Origin of the sequence: Bacillus paralicheniformis, assembly GCF_002993925.1 — a bacterium.
GTDB classification, from domain to species: Bacteria; Bacillota; Bacilli; order Bacillales; family Bacillaceae; genus Bacillus; species Bacillus paralicheniformis.
This window is the reverse complement of record NZ_CP023665.1, coordinates 17439-37500: the sequence shown is the minus strand read 5'-3', so window position 1 is coordinate 37500 and position 20062 is coordinate 17439. Positions and strand designations below refer to the sequence as shown.

General features: G+C 45.1%; 17 protein-coding genes and 1 rRNA gene (1 of these 18 running past the window's edge). 10 read left to right on the top strand and 8 right to left on the bottom strand.

Going from position 1 to position 20062, the window contains the following annotated elements; genetic code table 11:
- From CP943_RS00190 to dnaA, 8 genes are all read right to left on the bottom strand, one after another.
- Positions 1-1027 (bottom strand): 16S ribosomal RNA (locus CP943_RS00190) (it extends 522 nt beyond the left edge of the window).
- Between the two features lie 279 nt (positions 1028-1306).
- Positions 1307-3775, bottom strand: coding sequence for a DNA gyrase subunit A (gene gyrA, locus CP943_RS00185; protein WP_023856793.1), 2469 nt, complete (start codon positions 3773-3775; stop codon positions 1307-1309).
- Positions 3776-3966: 191 nt separating this feature from the next.
- Positions 3967-5880: a DNA topoisomerase (ATP-hydrolyzing) subunit B gene (gene gyrB / locus CP943_RS00180; RefSeq protein ID WP_031305110.1), complete on the bottom strand. Its 1914-nt coding sequence runs from the start codon at positions 5878-5880 to the stop codon at positions 3967-3969.
- A 60-nt stretch (positions 5881-5940) separates the two neighbouring features.
- Positions 5941-6183, bottom strand: a complete 243-nt coding sequence (gene remB / locus CP943_RS00175; protein WP_023856795.1) for an extracellular matrix regulator RemB — start codon at positions 6181-6183, stop codon at positions 5941-5943.
- Between the two features lie 17 nt (positions 6184-6200).
- A complete protein-coding gene (gene recF, locus CP943_RS00170; RefSeq protein ID WP_003178089.1) occupies positions 6201-7313 on the bottom strand; it encodes a DNA replication/repair protein RecF in 1113 nt (370 codons plus the stop codon).
- Positions 7314-7329: 16 nt separating this feature from the next.
- A complete protein-coding gene (yaaA, locus tag CP943_RS00165) occupies positions 7330-7545 on the bottom strand; it encodes a S4 domain-containing protein YaaA (RefSeq protein ID WP_003178084.1) in 216 nt (71 codons plus the stop codon).
- 166 nt (positions 7546-7711) lie between these two features.
- Positions 7712-8848: a DNA polymerase III subunit beta gene (gene dnaN, locus CP943_RS00160; RefSeq protein ID WP_026580417.1), complete on the bottom strand. Its 1137-nt coding sequence runs from the start codon at positions 8846-8848 to the stop codon at positions 7712-7714.
- Between the two features lie 177 nt (positions 8849-9025).
- The gene (gene dnaA / locus CP943_RS00155; RefSeq protein ID WP_023856797.1) at positions 9026-10366 is read right to left on the bottom strand and encodes a chromosomal replication initiator protein DnaA; all 1341 of its coding nucleotides are present in this window, start codon (positions 10364-10366) and stop codon (positions 9026-9028) included.
- A gap of 640 nt (positions 10367-11006) precedes the next feature.
- Between dnaA and rpmH the strand changes: the two genes are divergently transcribed.
- From rpmH to CP943_RS00105, 10 genes are all read left to right on the top strand, one after another.
- Positions 11007-11141 (top strand): 50S ribosomal protein L34, encoded by a 135-nt coding sequence (gene rpmH / locus CP943_RS00150; protein WP_003178075.1) that lies wholly within the window; start codon positions 11007-11009, stop codon positions 11139-11141.
- 84 nt (positions 11142-11225) lie between these two features.
- Positions 11226-11585: a ribonuclease P protein component gene (gene rnpA / locus CP943_RS00145; RefSeq protein WP_020453656.1), complete on the top strand. Its 360-nt coding sequence runs from the start codon at positions 11226-11228 to the stop codon at positions 11583-11585.
- Between the two features lie 165 nt (positions 11586-11750).
- A complete protein-coding gene (gene spoIIIJ, locus CP943_RS00140; protein WP_095291183.1) occupies positions 11751-12551 on the top strand; it encodes a YidC family membrane integrase SpoIIIJ in 801 nt (266 codons plus the stop codon).
- A complete protein-coding gene (gene jag, locus CP943_RS00135; RefSeq protein ID WP_020453654.1) occupies positions 12548-13171 on the top strand; it encodes an RNA-binding cell elongation regulator Jag/EloR in 624 nt (207 codons plus the stop codon). The genes spoIIIJ and jag overlap by 4 nt, the downstream gene beginning before the upstream one ends.
- A 335-nt stretch (positions 13172-13506) precedes the next feature.
- Positions 13507-14886, top strand: coding sequence for a tRNA uridine-5-carboxymethylaminomethyl(34) synthesis GTPase MnmE (gene mnmE, locus CP943_RS00130; protein WP_020453653.1), 1380 nt, complete (start codon positions 13507-13509; stop codon positions 14884-14886).
- A 16-nt stretch (positions 14887-14902) separates the two neighbouring features.
- Complete coding sequence (mnmG, locus tag CP943_RS00125) at positions 14903-16789, top strand: tRNA uridine-5-carboxymethylaminomethyl(34) synthesis enzyme MnmG (protein WP_020453652.1); 1887 nt, start codon at positions 14903-14905, stop codon at positions 16787-16789.
- Between the two features lie 13 nt (positions 16790-16802).
- Positions 16803-17522, top strand: a complete 720-nt coding sequence (gene rsmG, locus CP943_RS00120; RefSeq protein WP_105980616.1) for a 16S rRNA (guanine(527)-N(7))-methyltransferase RsmG — start codon at positions 16803-16805, stop codon at positions 17520-17522.
- A gap of 97 nt (positions 17523-17619) precedes the next feature.
- Positions 17620-18471, top strand: coding sequence for a nucleoid occlusion protein (gene noc, locus CP943_RS00115; protein ID WP_023856799.1), 852 nt, complete (start codon positions 17620-17622; stop codon positions 18469-18471).
- Positions 18472-18526: 55 nt separating this feature from the next.
- Positions 18527-19384 carry an RNA polymerase sigma-70 factor gene (locus tag CP943_RS00110; RefSeq protein WP_020453649.1) on the top strand — a complete coding sequence of 286 codons (858 nt, stop codon included), beginning with the start codon at positions 18527-18529 and terminating at the stop codon, positions 19382-19384.
- A gap of 66 nt (positions 19385-19450) precedes the next feature.
- The gene (locus CP943_RS00105; RefSeq protein ID WP_023856800.1) at positions 19451-19894 is read left to right on the top strand and encodes a carboxymuconolactone decarboxylase family protein; all 444 of its coding nucleotides are present in this window, start codon (positions 19451-19453) and stop codon (positions 19892-19894) included.
- The last annotated feature ends 168 nt before the right edge of the window (positions 19895-20062 follow it).

Here is a 20062-nt window from a genome sequence, read left to right as displayed (position 1 = left end):
CTATCTCTAGGGTTGTCAGAGGATGTCAAGACCTGGTAAGGTTCTTCGCGTTGCTTCGAATTAAACCACATGCTCCACCGCTTGTGCGGGCCCCCGTCAATTCCTTTGAGTTTCAGTCTTGCGACCGTACTCCCCAGGCGGAGTGCTTAATGCGTTTGCTGCAGCACTAAAGGGCGGAAACCCTCTAACACTTAGCACTCATCGTTTACGGCGTGGACTACCAGGGTATCTAATCCTGTTCGCTCCCCACGCTTTCGCGCCTCAGCGTCAGTTACAGACCAGAGAGTCGCCTTCGCCACTGGTGTTCCTCCACATCTCTACGCATTTCACCGCTACACGTGGAATTCCACTCTCCTCTTCTGCACTCAAGTTCCCCAGTTTCCAATGACCCTCCCCGGTTGAGCCGGGGGCTTTCACATCAGACTTAAGAAACCGCCTGCGCGCGCTTTACGCCCAATAATTCCGGACAACGCTTGCCACCTACGTATTACCGCGGCTGCTGGCACGTAGTTAGCCGTGGCTTTCTGGTTAGGTACCGTCAAGGTACCGCCCTATTCGAACGGTACTTGTTCTTCCCTAACAACAGAGTTTTACGATCCGAAAACCTTCATCACTCACGCGGCGTTGCTCCGTCAGACTTTCGTCCATTGCGGAAGATTCCCTACTGCTGCCTCCCGTAGGAGTCTGGGCCGTGTCTCAGTCCCAGTGTGGCCGATCACCCTCTCAGGTCGGCTACGCATCGTTGCCTTGGTGAGCCGTTACCTCACCAACTAGCTAATGCGCCGCGGGTCCATCTGTAAGTGATAGCCGAAGCCACCTTTTATAATTGAACCATGCGGTTCAATCAAGCATCCGGTATTAGCCCCGGTTTCCCGGAGTTATCCCAGTCTTACAGGCAGGTTACCCACGTGTTACTCACCCGTCCGCCGCTGACATCAGGGAGCAAGCTCCCATCTGTCCGCTCGACTTGCATGTATTAGGCACGCCGCCAGCGTTCGTCCTGAGCCAGGATCAAACTCTCCATGAAGTTTGATAATGACTACGCACACTCGCATGTGCGATTTATTTAATGAATTAACAGGTACGTTTTGTCTTGTTTAGTTTTCAAAGAACTTCGTTGCCGCTCTCAAAGCGACCACTTAAATATAACATTTATGAGACAAGCGGTCAATACTTTTTTTCGGAAAAGTTTTTGTTGTTGCTTTTATAAGCGACCAAAAGAAATTATAGCACATCATCTTTCTGATGAAAAGATCTTATTTGAAAGATTGAATAGAAAAACATGCAGCCATTTGGCTGCATGTTTTTATGATTCGTCTGCTTCCTGTTCTTCTGTATCGTTCTCTTCATCTTTTTCAACTAAAGCGACAGTCGCAACATGCTCTTGTTCACCTAATCGGATAAGACGCACGCCCTGGGTGACGCGGCCGGTTGTGGAAATATCTTTAATATCCATCCGAATGATCACGCCGCTGGCTGTGATGATCATTAAATCTTCTTCTCCTGTTGTTGCTTTCACTGTCACAAGAGAGCCGTTATTTTCTGTGATTTTGCAGGTTTTCAGCCCTTTTCCTCCACGGCTTTGAACCCTGTATTCTGAAGCCGGCGTCAGTTTTCCGTAGCCTTTTTCAGTTACGATTAGCACATGATAATCCTCTTCCAAAATCTCCATGCCGACGACAACATCGTCATCTGTCAGAGTGATGCCTTTAACACCGGCTGCTGTTCTTCCCATTTGCCTTACATCTGTTTCAGGGAAACGGATCAGCAGACCGTTTTTCGTGCCGATAATAATTTGTTTATTTCCGTCTGTCAGGCGGACGGCCATCAATTCATCCTCATCGCGGAGGCTTAAGGCGATCAATCCGTTATTGCGGATATTCGCGAATTGGGAAAGCGGCGTGCGTTTTGATATTCCGTGTCTTGTCGTGAAGAACAAATAAGACTCGTCATCAAATTCGCTTACCGGGATAATCGCGTTGATCCATTCTCCTTTTTCCACTTCAAGCAGGTTAATAATCGGTATTCCCTTTGCTGTCCGTCCGAATTCAGGGATCTCATATCCTTTCGAACGGTACACCTTCCCTTTATTTGAGAAGAAGAGAATGGTGTCATGGGTGGATGTTGAAATCAGGTGTTCAACGAAGTCGTCTTCATTTGTCCCCATGCCCTGAATGCCTTTCCCGCCCCGTTTTTGGCTGCGGTAAGTGGAAGAAGGCAGACGTTTGATATATCCGTTATGGGTTAAAGTCACAACGATATTCTCGCGCGTGATGAGATCTTCGTCCTCAATCGTTTCAAGGCCTGATGTCACGATTTCCGTACGGCGCTCATCATTAAAGCGCTCTTTAACTTCTGTGAGCTCTTCCCGAATGATTTCAAGAACCTTTTCTTCGTCTGCTAAGATGGCTTTTAACTCGGCAATCAACTCAACAAGACCTTGATATTCCTCTTCGATTTTTTCGCGTTCCAGTCCTGTTAAACGCTGAAGACGCATGTCCAAAATCGCTTGGGCCTGTTTTTCGGTCAAAGAAAACTTCTCAATCAATCCGTTTTTTGCGATTTCAGCTGTTTGCGAATTTCTAATCAGGGAAATAACTTCATCAAGATGATCAAGCGCCACTCTCAAGCCCTCAAGAATGTGGGCCCGCGCTTCCGCTTTGCGAAGCTCGAATGCCGTGCGCCTTCTGATCACGACTTTTTGATGGTCAAGATAATGCTCCAGACACTGCTTCAAGCTCAATACTTTCGGCTGTCCGTCAACAAGCGCCAAAAGATTAATGCCGAATGATGTTTGAAGAGCGGTCTGCTTGTACAAGTTATTTAACAGTACATTAGCGTTTGCGTCCCTTCTCAGTTCAATGACGATGCGCATGCCGTTTCGGTCTGATTCATCGCGGAGATCCGTAATGCCGTCGATTTTCTTATCGCGCACTAGATCGGCGATTTTTTCGATCAGCCTAGCTTTATTCACCTGATACGGTATTTCCGTAATTATGATTACCGGTTTACCGGAAGATGTTTCTTCGATTTGAGCTTTGGCTCGAAGCGTAATGGATCCCCGGCCTGTTTCATAGGCTTTCCGGATGCCGCTTCTCCCCAAGATCAGCCCTGCTGTTGGGAAATCAGGTCCAGGAATGATTTCCATCAATTCCGGAAGCGTGATTTCAGGGTTCTTGCTGACCGCCAAGACCCCGTCAATGACTTCACCGAGCTGATGCGGCGGAATGTTTGTGGCCATACCTACAGCAATACCGGCCGCTCCGTTGACAAGCAGGTTTGGAAATCTCGCGGGCATGACAACCGGCTCTTTTTCCGATCCGTCATAGTTGTCCTGGTAATCGATTGTGTCTTTATTGATGTCGCGCAGAATTTCCATTGATATTTTAGACATTCTCGCTTCTGTGTAACGCATGGCCGCAGCCGAGTCGCCGTCGACAGAACCGAAGTTTCCGTGGCCTTGAACGAGCATGTACCGATAGTTAAAATCCTGCGCCATTCTGACCATGGCTTCGTAAACAGCAGAATCACCATGCGGGTGGTACTTACCGATAACTTCGCCGACAATACGCGCGGATTTTTTATACGGCTTATCACTTGTCATCCCAAGGTCGTTCATCGCATACAATATTCTTCTGTGCACCGGCTTCAGACCGTCTCTTACGTCCGGAAGAGCGCGGGAAACAATAACACTCATTGCGTAGTCTAAAAAAGATGTGCGCATTTCCTGACTGATATTGACTTCCTGAACTTGGGGCTTATGTTGTTCACTCATTAAAAAACCTCCCTGGAGAATCTACATGAGTTGTGTGGGAGTAGATTTGTAATTTATACTCTTCAACGAATTAGGCTATTCTCCATTATATCAATAATCTTGATTTTATACACATCAAATGACTAGAGCGCCAAAGGCTCATTCTAGAAAAGACCTTATTTCAATTAAGCGAAAATAAGGTCTTACAATCATTAAATATCCAAATTCTTTACATATCGGGCATTCTCTTCGATAAAGTTGCGGCGCGGCTCAACCTTGTCGCCCATCAGCATTTCAAAGGTTTCATCCGCATCGATCGCATCTTTGAGTGTTACTTGAAGCAATGTCCGCGTTTCAGGATCCATCGTCGTTTCCCAAAGCTGTGTCGCGTTCATCTCGCCCAAACCTTTATAGCGCTGCAGGCCTGGCTTCGGATTTTGCGGAAGCTCTTTTAAAATTTCTTCGAGCTGCTGGTCATTGTACGCATACTCAACGCGTTTCCCCTGCTGTATTTTGTAAAGCGGCGGCTGAGCGATGTAGACATATCCTTGTTCGATGATCTGTCTCATGTAGCGGTAGAAAAAGGTCAGCAGCAACGTTCGGATGTGGGCACCGTCGACGTCGGCATCCGTCATAATCACGACTTTGTGGTAGCGGGCTTTTTCAAGATTGAAATCTTCCCCGATCCCGGTGCCAAGCGCGGTGATCATAGAACGAACCTCATTGTTGGACAAAATTTTGTCCAGGCGTGCTTTTTCGACGTTCAAGATTTTCCCTCTCAAAGGCAAAATGGCTTGGAAATGACGATCGCGGCCCTGTTTTGCCGATCCGCCCGCAGAGTCACCCTCAACGATGTAAAGTTCGGAAATCGTCGGGTCTTTAGAAGAACAGTCAGCCAGTTTCCCCGGCAGATTCGACACTTCAAGGGCGCTTTTTCTGCGCGTCAGTTCGCGTGCTTTCTTTGCAGCCATTCGTGCTCTGGCGGCCATAACCCCTTTTTCAACGATTTTTTTGGCCGAATCCGGGTTTTCAAGCAGAAACTTTTCGAGCGCTTCTGAAAATAGCGCATCTGTTATCGTCCGCGCTTCTGAGTTGCCAAGCTTTGTTTTCGTCTGCCCTTCAAATTGAGGATCCGGATGCTTGATTGAAATGATCGCTGTCAAACCTTCACGGACGTCTTCCCCGCTTAAGTTCGGATCGCTTTCTTTGAAGACACCGTTCCTTCTCGCGTAATCATTGATGACTCTCGTCAAACCGGTCTTAAAGCCGGCTTCATGCGTTCCGCCTTCATACGTATGAATGTTATTGGCAAACGAATAAATGTTGCTGGTATAACTGTCGTTGTATTGAAGAGCCACCTCGACCGTAATGCCGTCTTTGGATCCTTCAATATAGACTGGCTCTTCATGAACCACTTCCCGTGAACGGTTCAAGTGTTCAACATAGCTTTTAATACCGCCTTCATAGCAGTAATCATTCTTGCGTTCTTTTCCTTCTCGCTTGTCTTCAATCGTGATTTTGACGCCTTTTGTCAAGAAAGCGAGCTCCCGGACACGAGTGGCAAGCGTATCATAGTCGTATTCCGTCGTTTCCGTGAATATTTCCGGATCAGGCTTGAAGTGAGTGGTCGTTCCCGTCACTTCCGTATCTCCTATGACTTTCAAATCAGCTTTCGGAACGCCCCGTTCAAATTCCTGGTAATGGACTTTTCCATCTCTGTAAACCGTTACATCGAGCTCGGTTGAAAGGGCGTTAACAACAGATGCACCGACGCCGTGCAAACCGCCTGAAACTTTATATCCGCTTCCGTCAAACTTTCCTCCGGCGTGCAGGACTGTCATGATGACTTCTACAGCGGGACGGCCCATCTTCTCATGAATACCGACCGGAATCCCCCGTCCGTTGTCTTTTACAGTGATGCTGTTGTCTTTTTCAATTTCGACATTGATTTCAGTGCAGTAACCGGCCAATGCTTCATCGATGCTGTTATCGACAATTTCCCATACTAAATGGTGCAGACCTTTGCCGCTTGTCGACCCGATGTACATTCCGGGTCTTTTCCGCACGGCTTCCAATCCCTCTAGAACCTGTATCTGATTTTCATCGTAATTATTTTGCTGTTCCATTGCCACGCACATTCACCTACACTTTTCTTCAAACATAATAAATTTATAGTTAAGATTCTTTTATGAATCGATTTCCGGCTTGGATTGCGCTCGTTTTTTCAACGTGCCTGAGGCTAAAGGAGAAAAATAAATCGATTGTAATGTGACAACAATTGACTTCGGCGTGCTGTTAGAAGAGACAATCTGCTGTTTTTGCTTGTTTAAAAACTCTTCAACAATCGGCGACGTCTTTGCCTTGTAATCAAAAATAGCCACAATTTCACGCGTTGAGACGACAAAATCGTCACCTAAGTGGATATACAATCCCTCACCCCATTTTCTCAGTCCGATAGCGTGCCATTTTCAACTCGAAAGATTTCCGCTTCGTTTAAGGTTTTATGATCAATTCCATCAACGCTTGTCGTTGTTACGAATGTTTGAACACGGCCTTGAATGGTGTGGAGCAAGTGAGACTGCCGATAGTCGTCCAGCTCTGATAAAACATCATCCAAAAGCAGAATCGGATATTCTCCTATCTCTTCCTGAATCAAATCGATTTCAGCCAATTTAAGCGACAAAGCAGTCGTTCGCTGCTGGCCCTGCGATCCGTAAGTCTGCACATCACGGCCATTGACGTAGAAGAGAACATCATCCCTGTGGGGACCTGACAGAGATACCCCCCGTTCTATTTCTTTATCTCTTAATTTAGAAAACGTTTCTTGATAACTATTGATCATTTTCGACAAATCGGGCGAATCTGATACGTGAAGAGACGTATGATACTTTAACGTCAGCTCTTCCAGACCTCTTGAAATTCCGGAATGAATGGGCTGAGCCCATTTTTCAAGCTGATCGACAAACTGAAGCCGTTTCATCACAACCTTTGCCGCGAATTCCGTAAGCTGTTCCGTCAGCACGTCAAGCATCGTTTGGTCGGTTTGCTTTCTCGTTTGAAGCTGTTTCAGGAAATGATTCCGTTGTGAAAGGATTTTTTGGTAAAGAGAAAGGTCATGAAGATAGACAGGTGATACTTGGCCGATTTCCATATCGAGAAACCTTCTTCTGACCTGAGGACTTCCTTTTACAAGATTTAAATCCTCCGGCGCGAACATAATCGTGTTGACAGCCCCGACATACTGGCTCAGTTTCTGCTGTTCAATATGATTGACTTTACCTTTTTTTCCTTTTTTGGAAATCACGAGCTGAATGGGAACAGAACCGTTTTTTTTAATGACCCTGCCTTCTATTTTAGCATAGTCTTCATCCCATCGTATGAGTTCTTTATCATTTGACGTCCGATGGGATTTCGCCATCGCAAGCACATAGATCGCTTCCATCAAATTCGTTTTTCCTTGAGCGTTCTCTCCGATAATCACATTCACTTTGTTTTCAAATTGAAGGTCAAGGCGCTCATAATTACGGTAAGATGATAATGTAAGATTTTGGATATACAATCAATACCACCTGCTTTTAGCCGACGACTTGAAATGAACCGAATCCTTCAATCGTCACCACATCTCCGACATACAGTTTTCGTCCGCGGCGGTTATCCGGCTCGTCATTGACGAGTACTTCATATTCCGATAAAAACCATTTTGCCATTCCTCCGGACTGAATGACATCCGCCAATTTCAAAAACTGGCCGAGGGTAATCATCTCTGTATCAATAGCCACCGTCTTTGTCATTATATCGACCTCTTTCAATATCACTAATATCTAATTGTACTAAAAAACAGGGAAAGAAGGAAAGGGGAAACTTGCGGTATGAACAACCAAGGCAGGGCGAGAGCGCTTTTCTCCCGAAAAATAAGAGAAGCTGCCGGACCAGCCGGCAACTTTCTATTCCAACAAATTAATACGTCCGGACAGGAAGAATTAATTGGACGATCGAATCGTCATTCGGCGTACGGATCAGAAAAGGCCTCATAGCGCCCGTGAAGCTCACGTGAATATCCTCTCCTTCAAGAACTTTAAGGGCATCCAGCATATATTTCGGACTAAAGGATATCTTTAAGTCTTCCCCTTCAATCTGCTCGGCATTCACCGTTTCGACAACCTTTCCGATTTCCGGAGAGTTTGAAGAAATTTCGATCGACTCATTGGCGGCTGCGGAAAGTTTCACCACGTTGTTTCGACCTTCTCTTGCCAAGAGCGAAGCCCTGTCGATCGCCTGAAGAAATTCCTTTGTATTGACGATCAGGTTCGTTTTGCTTTCCTGAGGAATCAGGCGGTTTGTATCCGGATAGTTTCCGTCAAGCAGTCTGGAGAAAAACAGCACGTTTTTTGTTTTAAATAACACTTGTGTTTCGGTAATCACAATATCGACTAGCTCCTGATGGTCATCAAGGATCTTGCTCAGCTCGGTTAAGCTTTTTCCTGGGATGACGACATTGTAAGAACTGTCTTCGTTAATGTCGAGCTTAGCTTTTCTTAATGCCAGACGGTGACTATCCGTCGCAGTGCATATTAATTCACCGCCCGCGACATTCCAGTTTACACCTGTCAAGATTGGGCGTGTTTCTGAGGTGGACACTGCGAAAACGGTTTGGCGGATCAAGTTTTTCAGCAGATCGGTCGGAATTTGAAAAGCGTGATGCTCTTCAATTTGCGGCAAAAGCGGATATTCGCTTGCATCCAAACCGTTTAAGTTAAACTCTGCTTTGCCGGAGCGGATGATCGTTAAGTATTGATTTTGAACCTCGATTTCCACCGTTGACATCGGCAGCTTTTTGACAATTTCACTGAAAAAACGCGCTTGAAGCACAATGCTGCCGGGCTGTTCAATTGTCACGATCTCTAAATCGCCGTCTTCTTTTGGGATAAACGATTCAATCGAAATATCGGAATCGCTGCCTGTCAGAGAGACACCTTCATCAGAGGCCACGATTTTAATACCGGTTAAGATCGGAATCGTCGTTCTTGAAGAAACGGCTTTTAACACATCTTGGACACCTTCGACTAGGCGGTCTTTTTGAATTGTAAACTTCATAATCATCCTCCTTGCGGAAATCTATTAATTATTATGTTTTATAAAAATAGCAGAAGTACTAGTAGGGGCTGTGGATTTGTGGATAAGTGCTAAAAACGAACGGAAACACAGCCTATCCACATGTGGACAGACTGTGTAAGGCTATGTTCAAGTTATTCACACTTTCCCGCTCACCATTTATCTCAGCTGCTCTTTAATTTCTTTAATATGCTGCTGGAGCTGTTCATCATCGCTCAGCAGTTTTGATATTTTTTCGTGGGCATGGATGACCGTCGTGTGGTCGCGTCCGCCAAACTCCTCGCCGATCTTTGGAAGAGAAGAATCTGTCATTTCTCTTGATAGATACATAGCGATTTGCCGCGGAAAAGCCACCGATTTTGTCCGTTTCTTCGCCTTGAAATCCTCCAGCTTGATATTGAACTGCTGGCCGACGATTCTTTGGATGTCTTTGATCGTAATGACTTTCGGCTTTGAAGACGGAATGATATCTTTCAAAGCTTCAGCAGCCAAATCGGCGTTGATGTCTTTATTGATCAGGGAAGAATATGCGACAACCCTGATTAATGCCCCTTCCAGCTCCCTGATATTGCTGTCGATCTGATTGGCAATATAAAGCATGACTTCATTCGGGATATCAAGTCCTTCTGCTTTTGCTTTCTTCCTTAAAATCGCAATTCTTGTTTCTAGATCAGGAGGCGTGATGTCTGTGATCAATCCCCATTCAAAACGGGAGCGCAAACGGTCTTCAAGCGTTGGGATCTCTTTTGGAGGCCGGTCGCTGGAAATGACGATCTGCTTTGTTTCTTCATGCAGCGTATTAAACGTATGGAAAAATTCCTCTTGCGTCTGTTCTTTTCCGGCTAAAAATTGAATATCATCTATCAAAAGAACGTCAACATTTCGATAGCGGTTGCGAAAATCGACAGCTTTATTGTCACGGATCGAGTTAATGAATTCATTTGTAAATTTCTCAGATGACAAATAAACCACTTTTGCAGATGGATTGTGATCGATAACATAGTGCCCGATCGCATGCATTAAGTGAGTCTTTCCAAGTCCGACTCCCCCATAAATAAACAGCGGATTGTAAGCTTTCGCCGGGGCTTCGGCCACTGCCAAAGACGCCGCATGGGCGAATCGGTTTCCTGAACCGATAACGAACGTATCGAATGTATATTTGGGGTTCAGCATGTTTTGCGGAAAATCAGCCGGTTCTTCTTTCGACATTTTTTTGATTGGAGACTTAGGCATAAAATCTTCTTCATTTTGATTCTGAGGAATGACAAATTTAATGCTCAATTCTTCTCCTGTCAGATCGTAGATCGTATCGGCGATCAGGTGCAGGTATCTTGATTCAAGCCAGTCTCTGGCGAACTCGTTCGGTGCGGTGATGATCAGCGTATCGCCCTGCAATGAATGGGCCTTTGTCGATTTCATCCATGTTTCAAAGCTGGGCTTGCTCAATTTTTTTTCGATCTGCCCCAAAGCTTGATTCCAAAGATCCGATATGTTTTTCATAATGGCGGTTCGTCCCTCCTTTACCAGCAATATTTGCTCGTCCAACCTGTTATAGAACACAAAAAAAGAGCAAATGGATGAGTCCATTCGTTAATGAAATGTTGAAAACATATAATATAGTAGAAAAACGTCTTTTCGACATTCTTCACAAGATGTGGACAAATTCCTGCACACCCTGTGAAAAAACTTTCCACAACTTATCCACAGTTTGTGGATAATGGATTGGCAGCCAATTTGTTATCAAGAGTTAAAACACAAATATAATATCAGAATAAGCGAGTGGTTGCAATGGTTGCGAGGAACTTATCCACACACTATACAAACTGTTGAAGAAATATTGTCCACAACGGTTAGTTTTGTGAAAATGTTGTCGATAATGACTGTGGATAGAAAAAACGAGGCGAAAGATATCCACATTGGTTTTTTTTTCGCTTCGTTCATCCCATTTTCCCGCTTCCAAAAAAATCTTTTAAGCTAAAATTGAGGAAAAGTGAAATTAGGCTTTCGAAGAAAATTGATATGTGTTATCCTATTATGGTGCAAAAAAGAAATGTGTGAGCGAAGTTGACAATGAACTGCTCATCCCAATATAATAAATTAGACTGTCTTTAACAGCTATTCCTCGAGGGAGGTGTCATACATGAAAAGAACATTTCAACCAAATAACCGTAAGCGCAGCAAAGTTCATGGCTTTCGCAGCCGTATGAGTTCTAAAAATGGACGTCTTGTATTAGCACGTCGTCGCCGCAAAGGAAGAAAAGTATTATCAGCTTAGGCCACTGAATAATGTCAGTGGTCTTTTTTACATAGAGGAATGACCAGGCCCATTTGCCAGCTTGTTATCGGAGTGAAAGAAGATATGAAAAAGCGAAATCGATTAAAGAAAAATGAAGATTTTCAAAAAGTATTTAAAAAAGGCAAATCGATGGCAAACCGGCAATATGTTTTATATGTGCTTCACCAGCCTGAGGCGAAAGAGTTTCGGGTGGGACTGTCGGTCAGCAAGAAAATCGGAAACGCAGTCGTGCGCAACCGGGTAAAGCGGCTGATTCGCCAGGTCATCCAGGAAGAGCGGGATCTATTAAAACAAGAAAATGACTACATTATCATCGCAAGAAAGCCTGCAGCTGAATTGTCATATGAAGAGACGAAAAAAAGTTTGCAGCACCTTTTCAGAAAGTCGTTTGTCTACCGGAAAAAACCGAATCAGCCATCATAGTCCGGGTTAAAAAGATGTTATGGCCCTCATTTTTAAGCGCTTCCTTTAGCTCCTGAAAAATGTCGTCGCCCATTCGGGGAGAAAGATGATAAAATACGAGAAAGTATGTCTTTTTAATGGTCATAACCGAATAACACCGGTTGAAGAATGAAGATTTAGGAGGAAATATTGTTGAAGAGGCGAATTTTATTATTGTTCAGTATGATCGGCGTTATCGTGCTGTTAGCTGGATGTACGGAAATCAACCAGCCGATCACTGCAGAAAGCGAAGGGTTTTGGAACACGTATATCGTATACCCGCTGTCACAGCTGATCACGTATGTAGCAAATTTAACGAATGAAAACTTCGGACTCGCGATTATCATCGTCACGATCTTAATCAGACTTTTAATTTTGCCGCTGATGATCAAGCAGACGAAGAGTTCGAAAGCGATGCAGGCTCTCCAGCCTGAAATGCAAAAACTTCGCGAAAAATACAGTTCTAAAGATCAAAAAACGCAGCAGAAGCTTCAACAGGAAACGATGGCTCTCATGCAGAAGCACGGGGTTAACCCGCTTGCCGGATGTTTCCCGATCTTAATTCAAATGCCGATTTTAATCGGATTCTATCATGCCATTATGAGAACGCGGGAAATCGCAGAACACAGCTTTTTATGGTTTGACCTTGGGGAGCGTGATCCGTATTTCATTTTGCCGATTCTCGCCGGTGTGTTCACATTCATTCAGCAAAAGCTGATGATGGCGGGAACAGCGCAACAAAATCCGCAGATGGCGATGATGCTTTGGCTGATGCCGATCATGATCGTTGTATTTGCGGTCAGTTTCCCGGCGGCTCTTTCCCTGTACTGGGTAGTCGGTAACTTATTCATGATTGCTCAAACCTTCTTTATCAAAGGGCCTGATTTAAAGGCAGAGAGGCAGGAAGCGGCAGCCGGAGGAAAAAAATCCGGAGGTAAGAAAAAGTGAAGGAACTGACTGCTACTGGACGTACCGTCGATGAAGCAGTGCAATCCGGGCTTGAACAGCTGGGCCTTCATGCAGATGATGTCGAAGTCGACGTAGTTGATGAAGGAAAAAAGGGATTATTCGGCATTTTCGGTCATCGGTCTGCAGTCGTGAACATTCGAGAAAAAATAGACCCGGTTAAAGAAGCAAAACAGTATTTGGAAAATGTGATTTCGAATATGGGAATACAAGCCCAGGTAACGGCAGAAGAGGAGTCAAAACGAGTGATTTTTCAGTTAAAAGGCGATAAAACAGCCCTTTTAATTGGAAAAAGAGGACAAACTTTAAATGCCCTTGAAACGCTGACGCAGCTCGTGCTCAATCGTCATTCCGACAGATATATCCAAGCGGTGGTTGATGCCGAGGGATACCGCGCAAAGCGGAAGGAAACACTCGCTCAGCTTGCATTGAAGCTTGCTGATCAGGCGGCCAGGCAGAAAAAAGACATTCACCTGGAGCCGATGCCTTCCAGTGAGCGCAAAGTCATCCATGATACGCTTGCGGGCTACTCGCAGCATATCGAAACTTATTCTACCGGAGAAGACCATAACCGGCACCTTGTCATCTCATATAAAAAATAACATGAAAACCGAAGTTCCCAAAATTGGGGCTTCGGTTTTTTGCCGTTGCAAAATCGATAAATGCAGACCAAATCGGTTTAAGCTTTAGTTTTTTCGGTGTAAGCTGTTGATGAAAATGAAATTTAATTGTTATTCACATGTGGATAAGTTAAAGTAAGTAATGATGGCTTAGAACGGTTGTGGATAACGGTTCAAGTCACTTCCACTTCAATTGAAACTATGATATCTTTAAATTTTGATTACAATAAAAGTTTTTCATCCATATACGATGTTTGGAAGATGACCCGGACAAATGGGGATAATAGATAGAGGAATGAAAAAGAGAGGTGAAAGCCATGGATACCATCGCTGCGATTTCAACGCCGATGGGAGAAGGGGCGATTGCGATCGTCCGGATGAGCGGCCCTGAGGCTCTTGCGATCGCCGATAAAGTATATAAAGGACCTCGCGGGAAAAGGCTGAGTTCCGTCGATTCACATACGATTAACTACGGTCATATCGTTGATCCTGAAACGGAAAAAGTCGTGGAAGAAGTCATGGTTTCGGTACTGAAAGCGCCGAAAACTTTTACGCGGGAAGATATTGTAGAAATCAACTGCCACGGCGGAATTGTAACCGTCAACCAGGTGCTTCAGCTCGTTTTGAGAGAGGGAGCGCGCCTTGCGGAACCGGGGGAATTTACGAAAAGAGCCTTTTTGAACGGAAGAATCGATCTTTCCCAGGCTGAAGCTGTCATGGATCTCATCAGGGCCAAAACAGACCGCGCTATGAATGTGGCCATGAATCAGATGGAAGGAAGGCTGTCTTCACTGATCAAACGGTTGAGAGCCGAGATTCTTGAAACGTTGGCCCATGTTGAAGTGAATATAGACTATCCGGAATACGATGATGTCGAAGAAATGACCCATAAGATGCTGATTGAAAAGGCGACAAAGGTCAAAAAGGAAATCGAGGCGCTGCTGACGACTTCAGAGCAGGGTAAAATATTAAGAGAAGGCATCTCGACGGTTATCATCGGGCGGCCAAATGTCGGCAAGTCCTCGCTTTTAAACAGTCTCGTCCATGAGACAAAAGCGATTGTAACGGACATTCCGGGTACGACGCGGGATGTCATTGAAGAATATGTGAATGTCAGAGGCGTGCCGCTGCGTCTTGTCGATACAGCCGGGATCCGCGAGACCGAAGACATCGTCGAGCGAATCGGCGTTGAACGTTCAAGACAGGTATTAAAAGAAGCTGACTTGATTTTGCTTGTCCTCAATTACAGTGAGACCCTTTCGGAAGAAGACATCAAGCTCTTTGAAGCAACGAAGGGCATGGACATCATCGTCATCGTCAATAAGACCGATCTTGAGCAAAGACTTGATCTTGATCGCGTTCGGGAATTGGCGGGGAACCAGCCTGTCGTCACGACATCCTTATTGAAAGAGGAAGGGATTGATGAGCTGGAGGAAGCCATTCAATCGCTATTTTTCACAGGAACGATCGAGAGCGGCGACTTGACATATGTCAGCAATACAAGGCACATCTCACTGCTGCATGAGGCGAAGCGCGCCATTACTGACGCATTGGAGGGCATCGAAAACGATGTCCCGATCGATATGGTTCAAATTGATTTAACAAGATGCTGGGAAGTTCTCGGAGAGATCATTGGCGATGCTGTACACGAAAGCCTGATCGACCAGCTCTTCTCTCAATTTTGCTTAGGAAAATAAAGGAGGAACAAAGCATATGGGCTATGAAGCAGGCCAATATGACGTCGTTGTCGTCGGCGCCGGACACGCCGGTGTTGAAGCGGCGCTGGCGTCAGCCAGACAAGGCGCAAAAACGCTTGTCTTAACGATTAACCTTGATATGGTTGCTTTCATGCCATGTAACCCGTCTGTCGGCGGACCTGCAAAAGGAATCGTCGTCCGCGAAATCGATGCGCTCGGCGGGGAAATGGCTAAAAATATCGATAAAACTCATATCCAAATGAGGCTTTTAAATACTGGAAAAGGACCTGCCGTCCGGGCGCTGCGGGCTCAGGCTGACAAATTCCAATATCAGCACGAGATGAAAAAGACACTCGAGAATGAACCGAATTTGACCATGCTACAAGGAATGGTCGAACGCCTTCTTATTGAAGACGGGGAATGCCGGGGCGTTGTAACCCAAACAGGGGCGGAGTACCGTTCTAAGACTGTGGTTCTGACGACGGGGACATTTTTGAGAGGAAAAATTATTCTTGGCGATCTGTCATACTCCAGCGGGCCGAACAATCAGCAGCCGTCCATCAAGCTGTCTGAGCATCTTGATGAGCTCGGCTTTGATCTCGTCCGTTTTAAAACAGGGACGCCGCCGCGGGTCAACAGCCACTCAATTGACTACAGCAAAACGGAAATTCAGCCCGGCGATGAAGTGCCGCGGGCCTTTTCGTATGAGACAGTGGAATATATTACAGATCAGCTTCCGTGCTGGCTCACATATACAAGCCCGGAAACGCATGAAATCATTGACAACAATCTGCATCGCTCACCGATGTATTCCGGTATGATTAAAGGAACGGGGCCAAGATATTGTCCTTCAATTGAAGACAAGGTTGTCCGCTTTAACGACAAACCGAGACACCAGATCTTTCTTGAACCTGAAGGGCGCAACACCCAGGAAGTCTATGTCCAGGGATTGTCGACAAGCCTTCCTGAAGATGTGCAGCGAAAAATGCTTTCAACTATTCCCGGTCTTGAAAATGTGCAAATGATGCGGGCAGGATACGCGATTGAATATGATGCGATCGTACCGACACAGCTGTGGCCGACACTGGAAACGAAAAAAATTCCGGGACTCTTCACAGCCGGACAGATTAACGGAACATCAGGCTATGAAGAAGCGGCCGGACAGGGAATTATGGCCGGCATCAATGCGGGCCGGAAAGCGCTTGGCAAAGAAGAGGTCATTCTCAGCCGTTCTGACGCTTATATCGGCGTATTGATCGACGACCTTGTAACGAAAGGAACAAACGAACCGTACCGCCTGCTGACTTCACGTGCGGAGTACAGGCTCCTTCTGCGTCACGACAATGCAGACTTGCGCCTGACCGAGATCGGCTATCAGATCGGTTTGATTTCTGAAGAACGATATCAAAAGTTCCAAGAGAAAAAAGCGGCCATTGAAGCAGAGAAAAAACGCCTTCATTCTGTTATTATCAAACCGACAAAGGAAAATCAGGAATATATCCGTTCATTGGGCGGCAGTGAGCTCAAAGACGGCATACGCGCGACCGACCTGATGAAGCGGCCGGAAATGAATTATGAAACCGTTACTGCTCTTGCGCCGCCTGAACAAAAAGTCGCCGGCGACGTTGCTGAACAAGTTGAAATTCAAATTAAATATGAAGGATATATTGAAAAGTCCTTGCAGCAGGTCGAAAAACTAAAGAAAATGGAAAACAAAAAGATTCCTGACAGAATCGACTATGACGCGATCAAAGGCATTGCAACGGAAGCGCGCCAAAAATTGAAAGAGGTCAGACCGCTGTCGGTCGCACAGGCCTCACGGATTTCCGGCGTCAATCCTGCTGATATTTCCATTCTACTCGTTTACTTAGAGCAGGGACGGATTGCCAAGGTTGCGGAATAGAAAGGGTGACGGCATGAACATTGAGCAATTTACAGCCGGTTTGGAGGAGAAAGGCATCTCCCTCTCTTCCTTCCAGCTGGAGCAATTTGAGACCTATTACGAATGGCTTGTTGAATGGAACGAAAAAATGAATTTAACCTCGATTACCGAGAAAAAAGAAGTGTATTTAAAACATTTTTACGACTCCATTGCCGCTTCTTTTTATGTTGATTTCAAAAAAATGAACAGTCTCTGTGATGTTGGAGCGGGCGCCGGATTTCCAAGCCTTCCGATAAAAATCTGTTTTCCTCACCTTCACGTCACAATCGTTGACTCGCTGAACAAACGGATTCACTTTTTGAATCAGCTGTCAGATGCTTTGAAGCTGGAAAACACAGCTTTTTACCATGATCGTGCGGAAACATTCGGAAAATCGAAAGACCACAGGGAAAGCTATGACGTCGTGACGGCACGCGCTGTCGCCCGCCTTTCGGTTCTCAGCGAGCTCTGCCTTCCGCTTGTGAAAAAAGACGGTTTATTCGTAGCATTAAAAGCAGCTTCGGCTGATGAAGAAATTGAAACGGGCAAAAAAGCCATCAAAATGCTTGGAGGCAAAATTGAAACCGTACATTCTTTTCAGCTGCCAATTGAAGAAAGCGACAGAAACATCATTGTCATCAAAAAACAATCACAGACACCGAAGAAATTTCCAAGAAAGCCTGGAACACCTAATAAATCTCCTATAGAAGGTTAAATTATTCGTTTTCTTCAAATTTCGTGATGTCACAGAAGGAAAATTCATGAGAAAATAGAATTATAAAAATGGCAGTGTTTAAAGGTGGTGTAGGTACATGAAGCATTCATTCTCTCGTCTCTTCGGACTTGGCGACAAGGAAGAAGAAGCAGAGATTGCTGAACATGATACGAATAAAGAAGAAATTCAAGAGATTCCAGTAGGCGATATAATTCCTAACCGTTTTCAGCCGCGCACCATTTTCTCAGAAGAAAAAATTAAAGAATTAGCTGCAACCATTCATACACACGGCATTATCCAGCCGATTGTCGTCAGAAAAACAGAGCGGGAAGGCCAATATGAACTCATAGCCGGAGAGCGGCGCTGGCGGGCGGTTCAAACGCTCGATTGGGAGAAGGTTCCCGCTATTATTAAGGATTTTTCAGATACGGAGACCGCTTCCGTCGCTCTTATCGAAAACCTTCAGAGGGAAGAATTATCTTCGATTGAAGAAGCGCATGCTTATGCAAGGCTTTTAGAGCTTCACGATTTGACGCAGGAAGCCCTTGCACAAAGGCTTGGAAAGGGCCAGTCAACAATCGCCAATAAGCTCAGACTGTTGAAGCTTCCGGAAGAGGTGCAGGAAGCGATCTTGAAAAAAGAAATTTCAGAGCGCCACGCAAGAGCGCTCATACCGTTGAAACAGCCCGACCTTCAGGTCAAGCTGTTACATGAAGTCATTGAAAAGAATTTAAATGTAAAGCAAACCGAAGACCGTGTCGTCAAAATGCTTGAGCAGGATAAACGCAAGCCGAAACCAAAGAGAAAAGCGTACAGCAGAGACGCAAGAATCGCGATGAATACGATTCGCCAGTCCTTATCAATGGTGGAAGACAGCGGCGTCAAACTGAATACGGAAGAAGAGGAATTTGAAGAATATATTCAGTTTACGATCAAGATACCGAAATAAAAGCTCCCTATAGAGCTTTTATTTTTTTAGGCAAAATATCTATGGGGGAGCATCTATGGAATATTATCGACAATATCATTCATTGCTTTTTTCAATTGCTTACCGTATGCTCGGTTCTTTGCAAGATGCAGAGGACATCGTCCAGGAATTGTTCGCAGACCTTCAGGAAAAAGATATCAGTCAAATTGACCATATTCAAGCATATTTGACGAAATCTATCACAAACCGCTGCATAAATGAACTGCAGTCTGCCCGCAAGAAGCGAGAGGTATATATCGGGGAATGGCTTCCGGAACCGCAGGTGGCACTTTCAGCTCAAAGTCCGGCGGAATACGTTGAAGAAAAAGAAAAGGTTTCCTACGCTTTTCTGGTAGTTATGAGCCGATTAAATCCTGTGGAAAGAGCCGTTTTGTTGTTTAGAGAAGTATTTGGATATCACTATAAGGAAATATCGTCCATAATCGGGAAGTCTGAAGCGAACTGCCGTAAAATCCACAGCCGGCTGAAACAGAAGCTAAATGGGGATATTTCGGTATTATCACAGCCGGTCGAAGAACAGCAACTGGCCCGGCTTTTTATCGAATCAGCGAAAACCGGTGACTTTGAGGAGTTTTCCAAAACATTGATTGAAGATGCCGTATTGTATACAGATGGCGGCGGAAAAGTACGCAGCGCGTTGAGACCGATCTATGGAAAGAGCCGCATTTATGCTTTTTTTACGGGAGTTGTTTCAAAGGGAAGCTTTTCCGGTCGCTTTATGCCTGTCGATATCAATGGCCAAAAGGGCGTTTTGATCATGAAAAACAACCGCCCGGCTTACGCTGTTTGCTTTGCTTGGAACCCGGAAGGCGATTCCGTCAAAAATGTGTTTATCGTGTCAAACCCCGATAAACTGAAGAACATTAAAATATAACGTTTTCTGTCACAAACGTCGTTCCTCACTTGTTATATAAGTGAAACACTTAAAGGAGGAATAGACATGGAAACGAGATTTCTAATGGAAAAAGTAAACCCTAAGGGCTACAGAGGAATGCTGGAGCTTGAAAAAGCGCAGGCTTCCTCAAACATTGATCCCATTTTAAAGGAACTGATCAAAATCCGGGCTTCACAGCTGAATGGATGTGCTTTCTGCTTAAATATGCATACGAAAGATGCAAGGCAGAACGGTGAGACGGAACAGCGGATATATGCGCTCAATGCATGGCGGGAAGCGCCTTTTTTCACGGAAAAAGAGCGGGCGGTATTGGCGCTGACTGAAGCCGTTACGCGAATCGGCGAGCACGGGCTGCCGGATGAAGTATACAACGAAGTCAGGACCCATTTTACAGAAGCTGAAACAGCCGAACTGATCATGGCAGCCATCACAATAAATGCCTGGAACAGAATTGCCATCGCTACCCGGAAAATGCCCGCAGCAGATTGATTGAAATCCCCCTAAGACAGGGGGATTTTTTTATATTAATATAATAATAAAACTATCTTTCATTTCACTTGAATATCTCTTCTCTTTTTTCTGAGATAAAAAAATGGTTTCTTTATGTCGAAAAATAGAAAAAACGGATCTCTTTGAAAAAACAAAAATTCAAAAAAA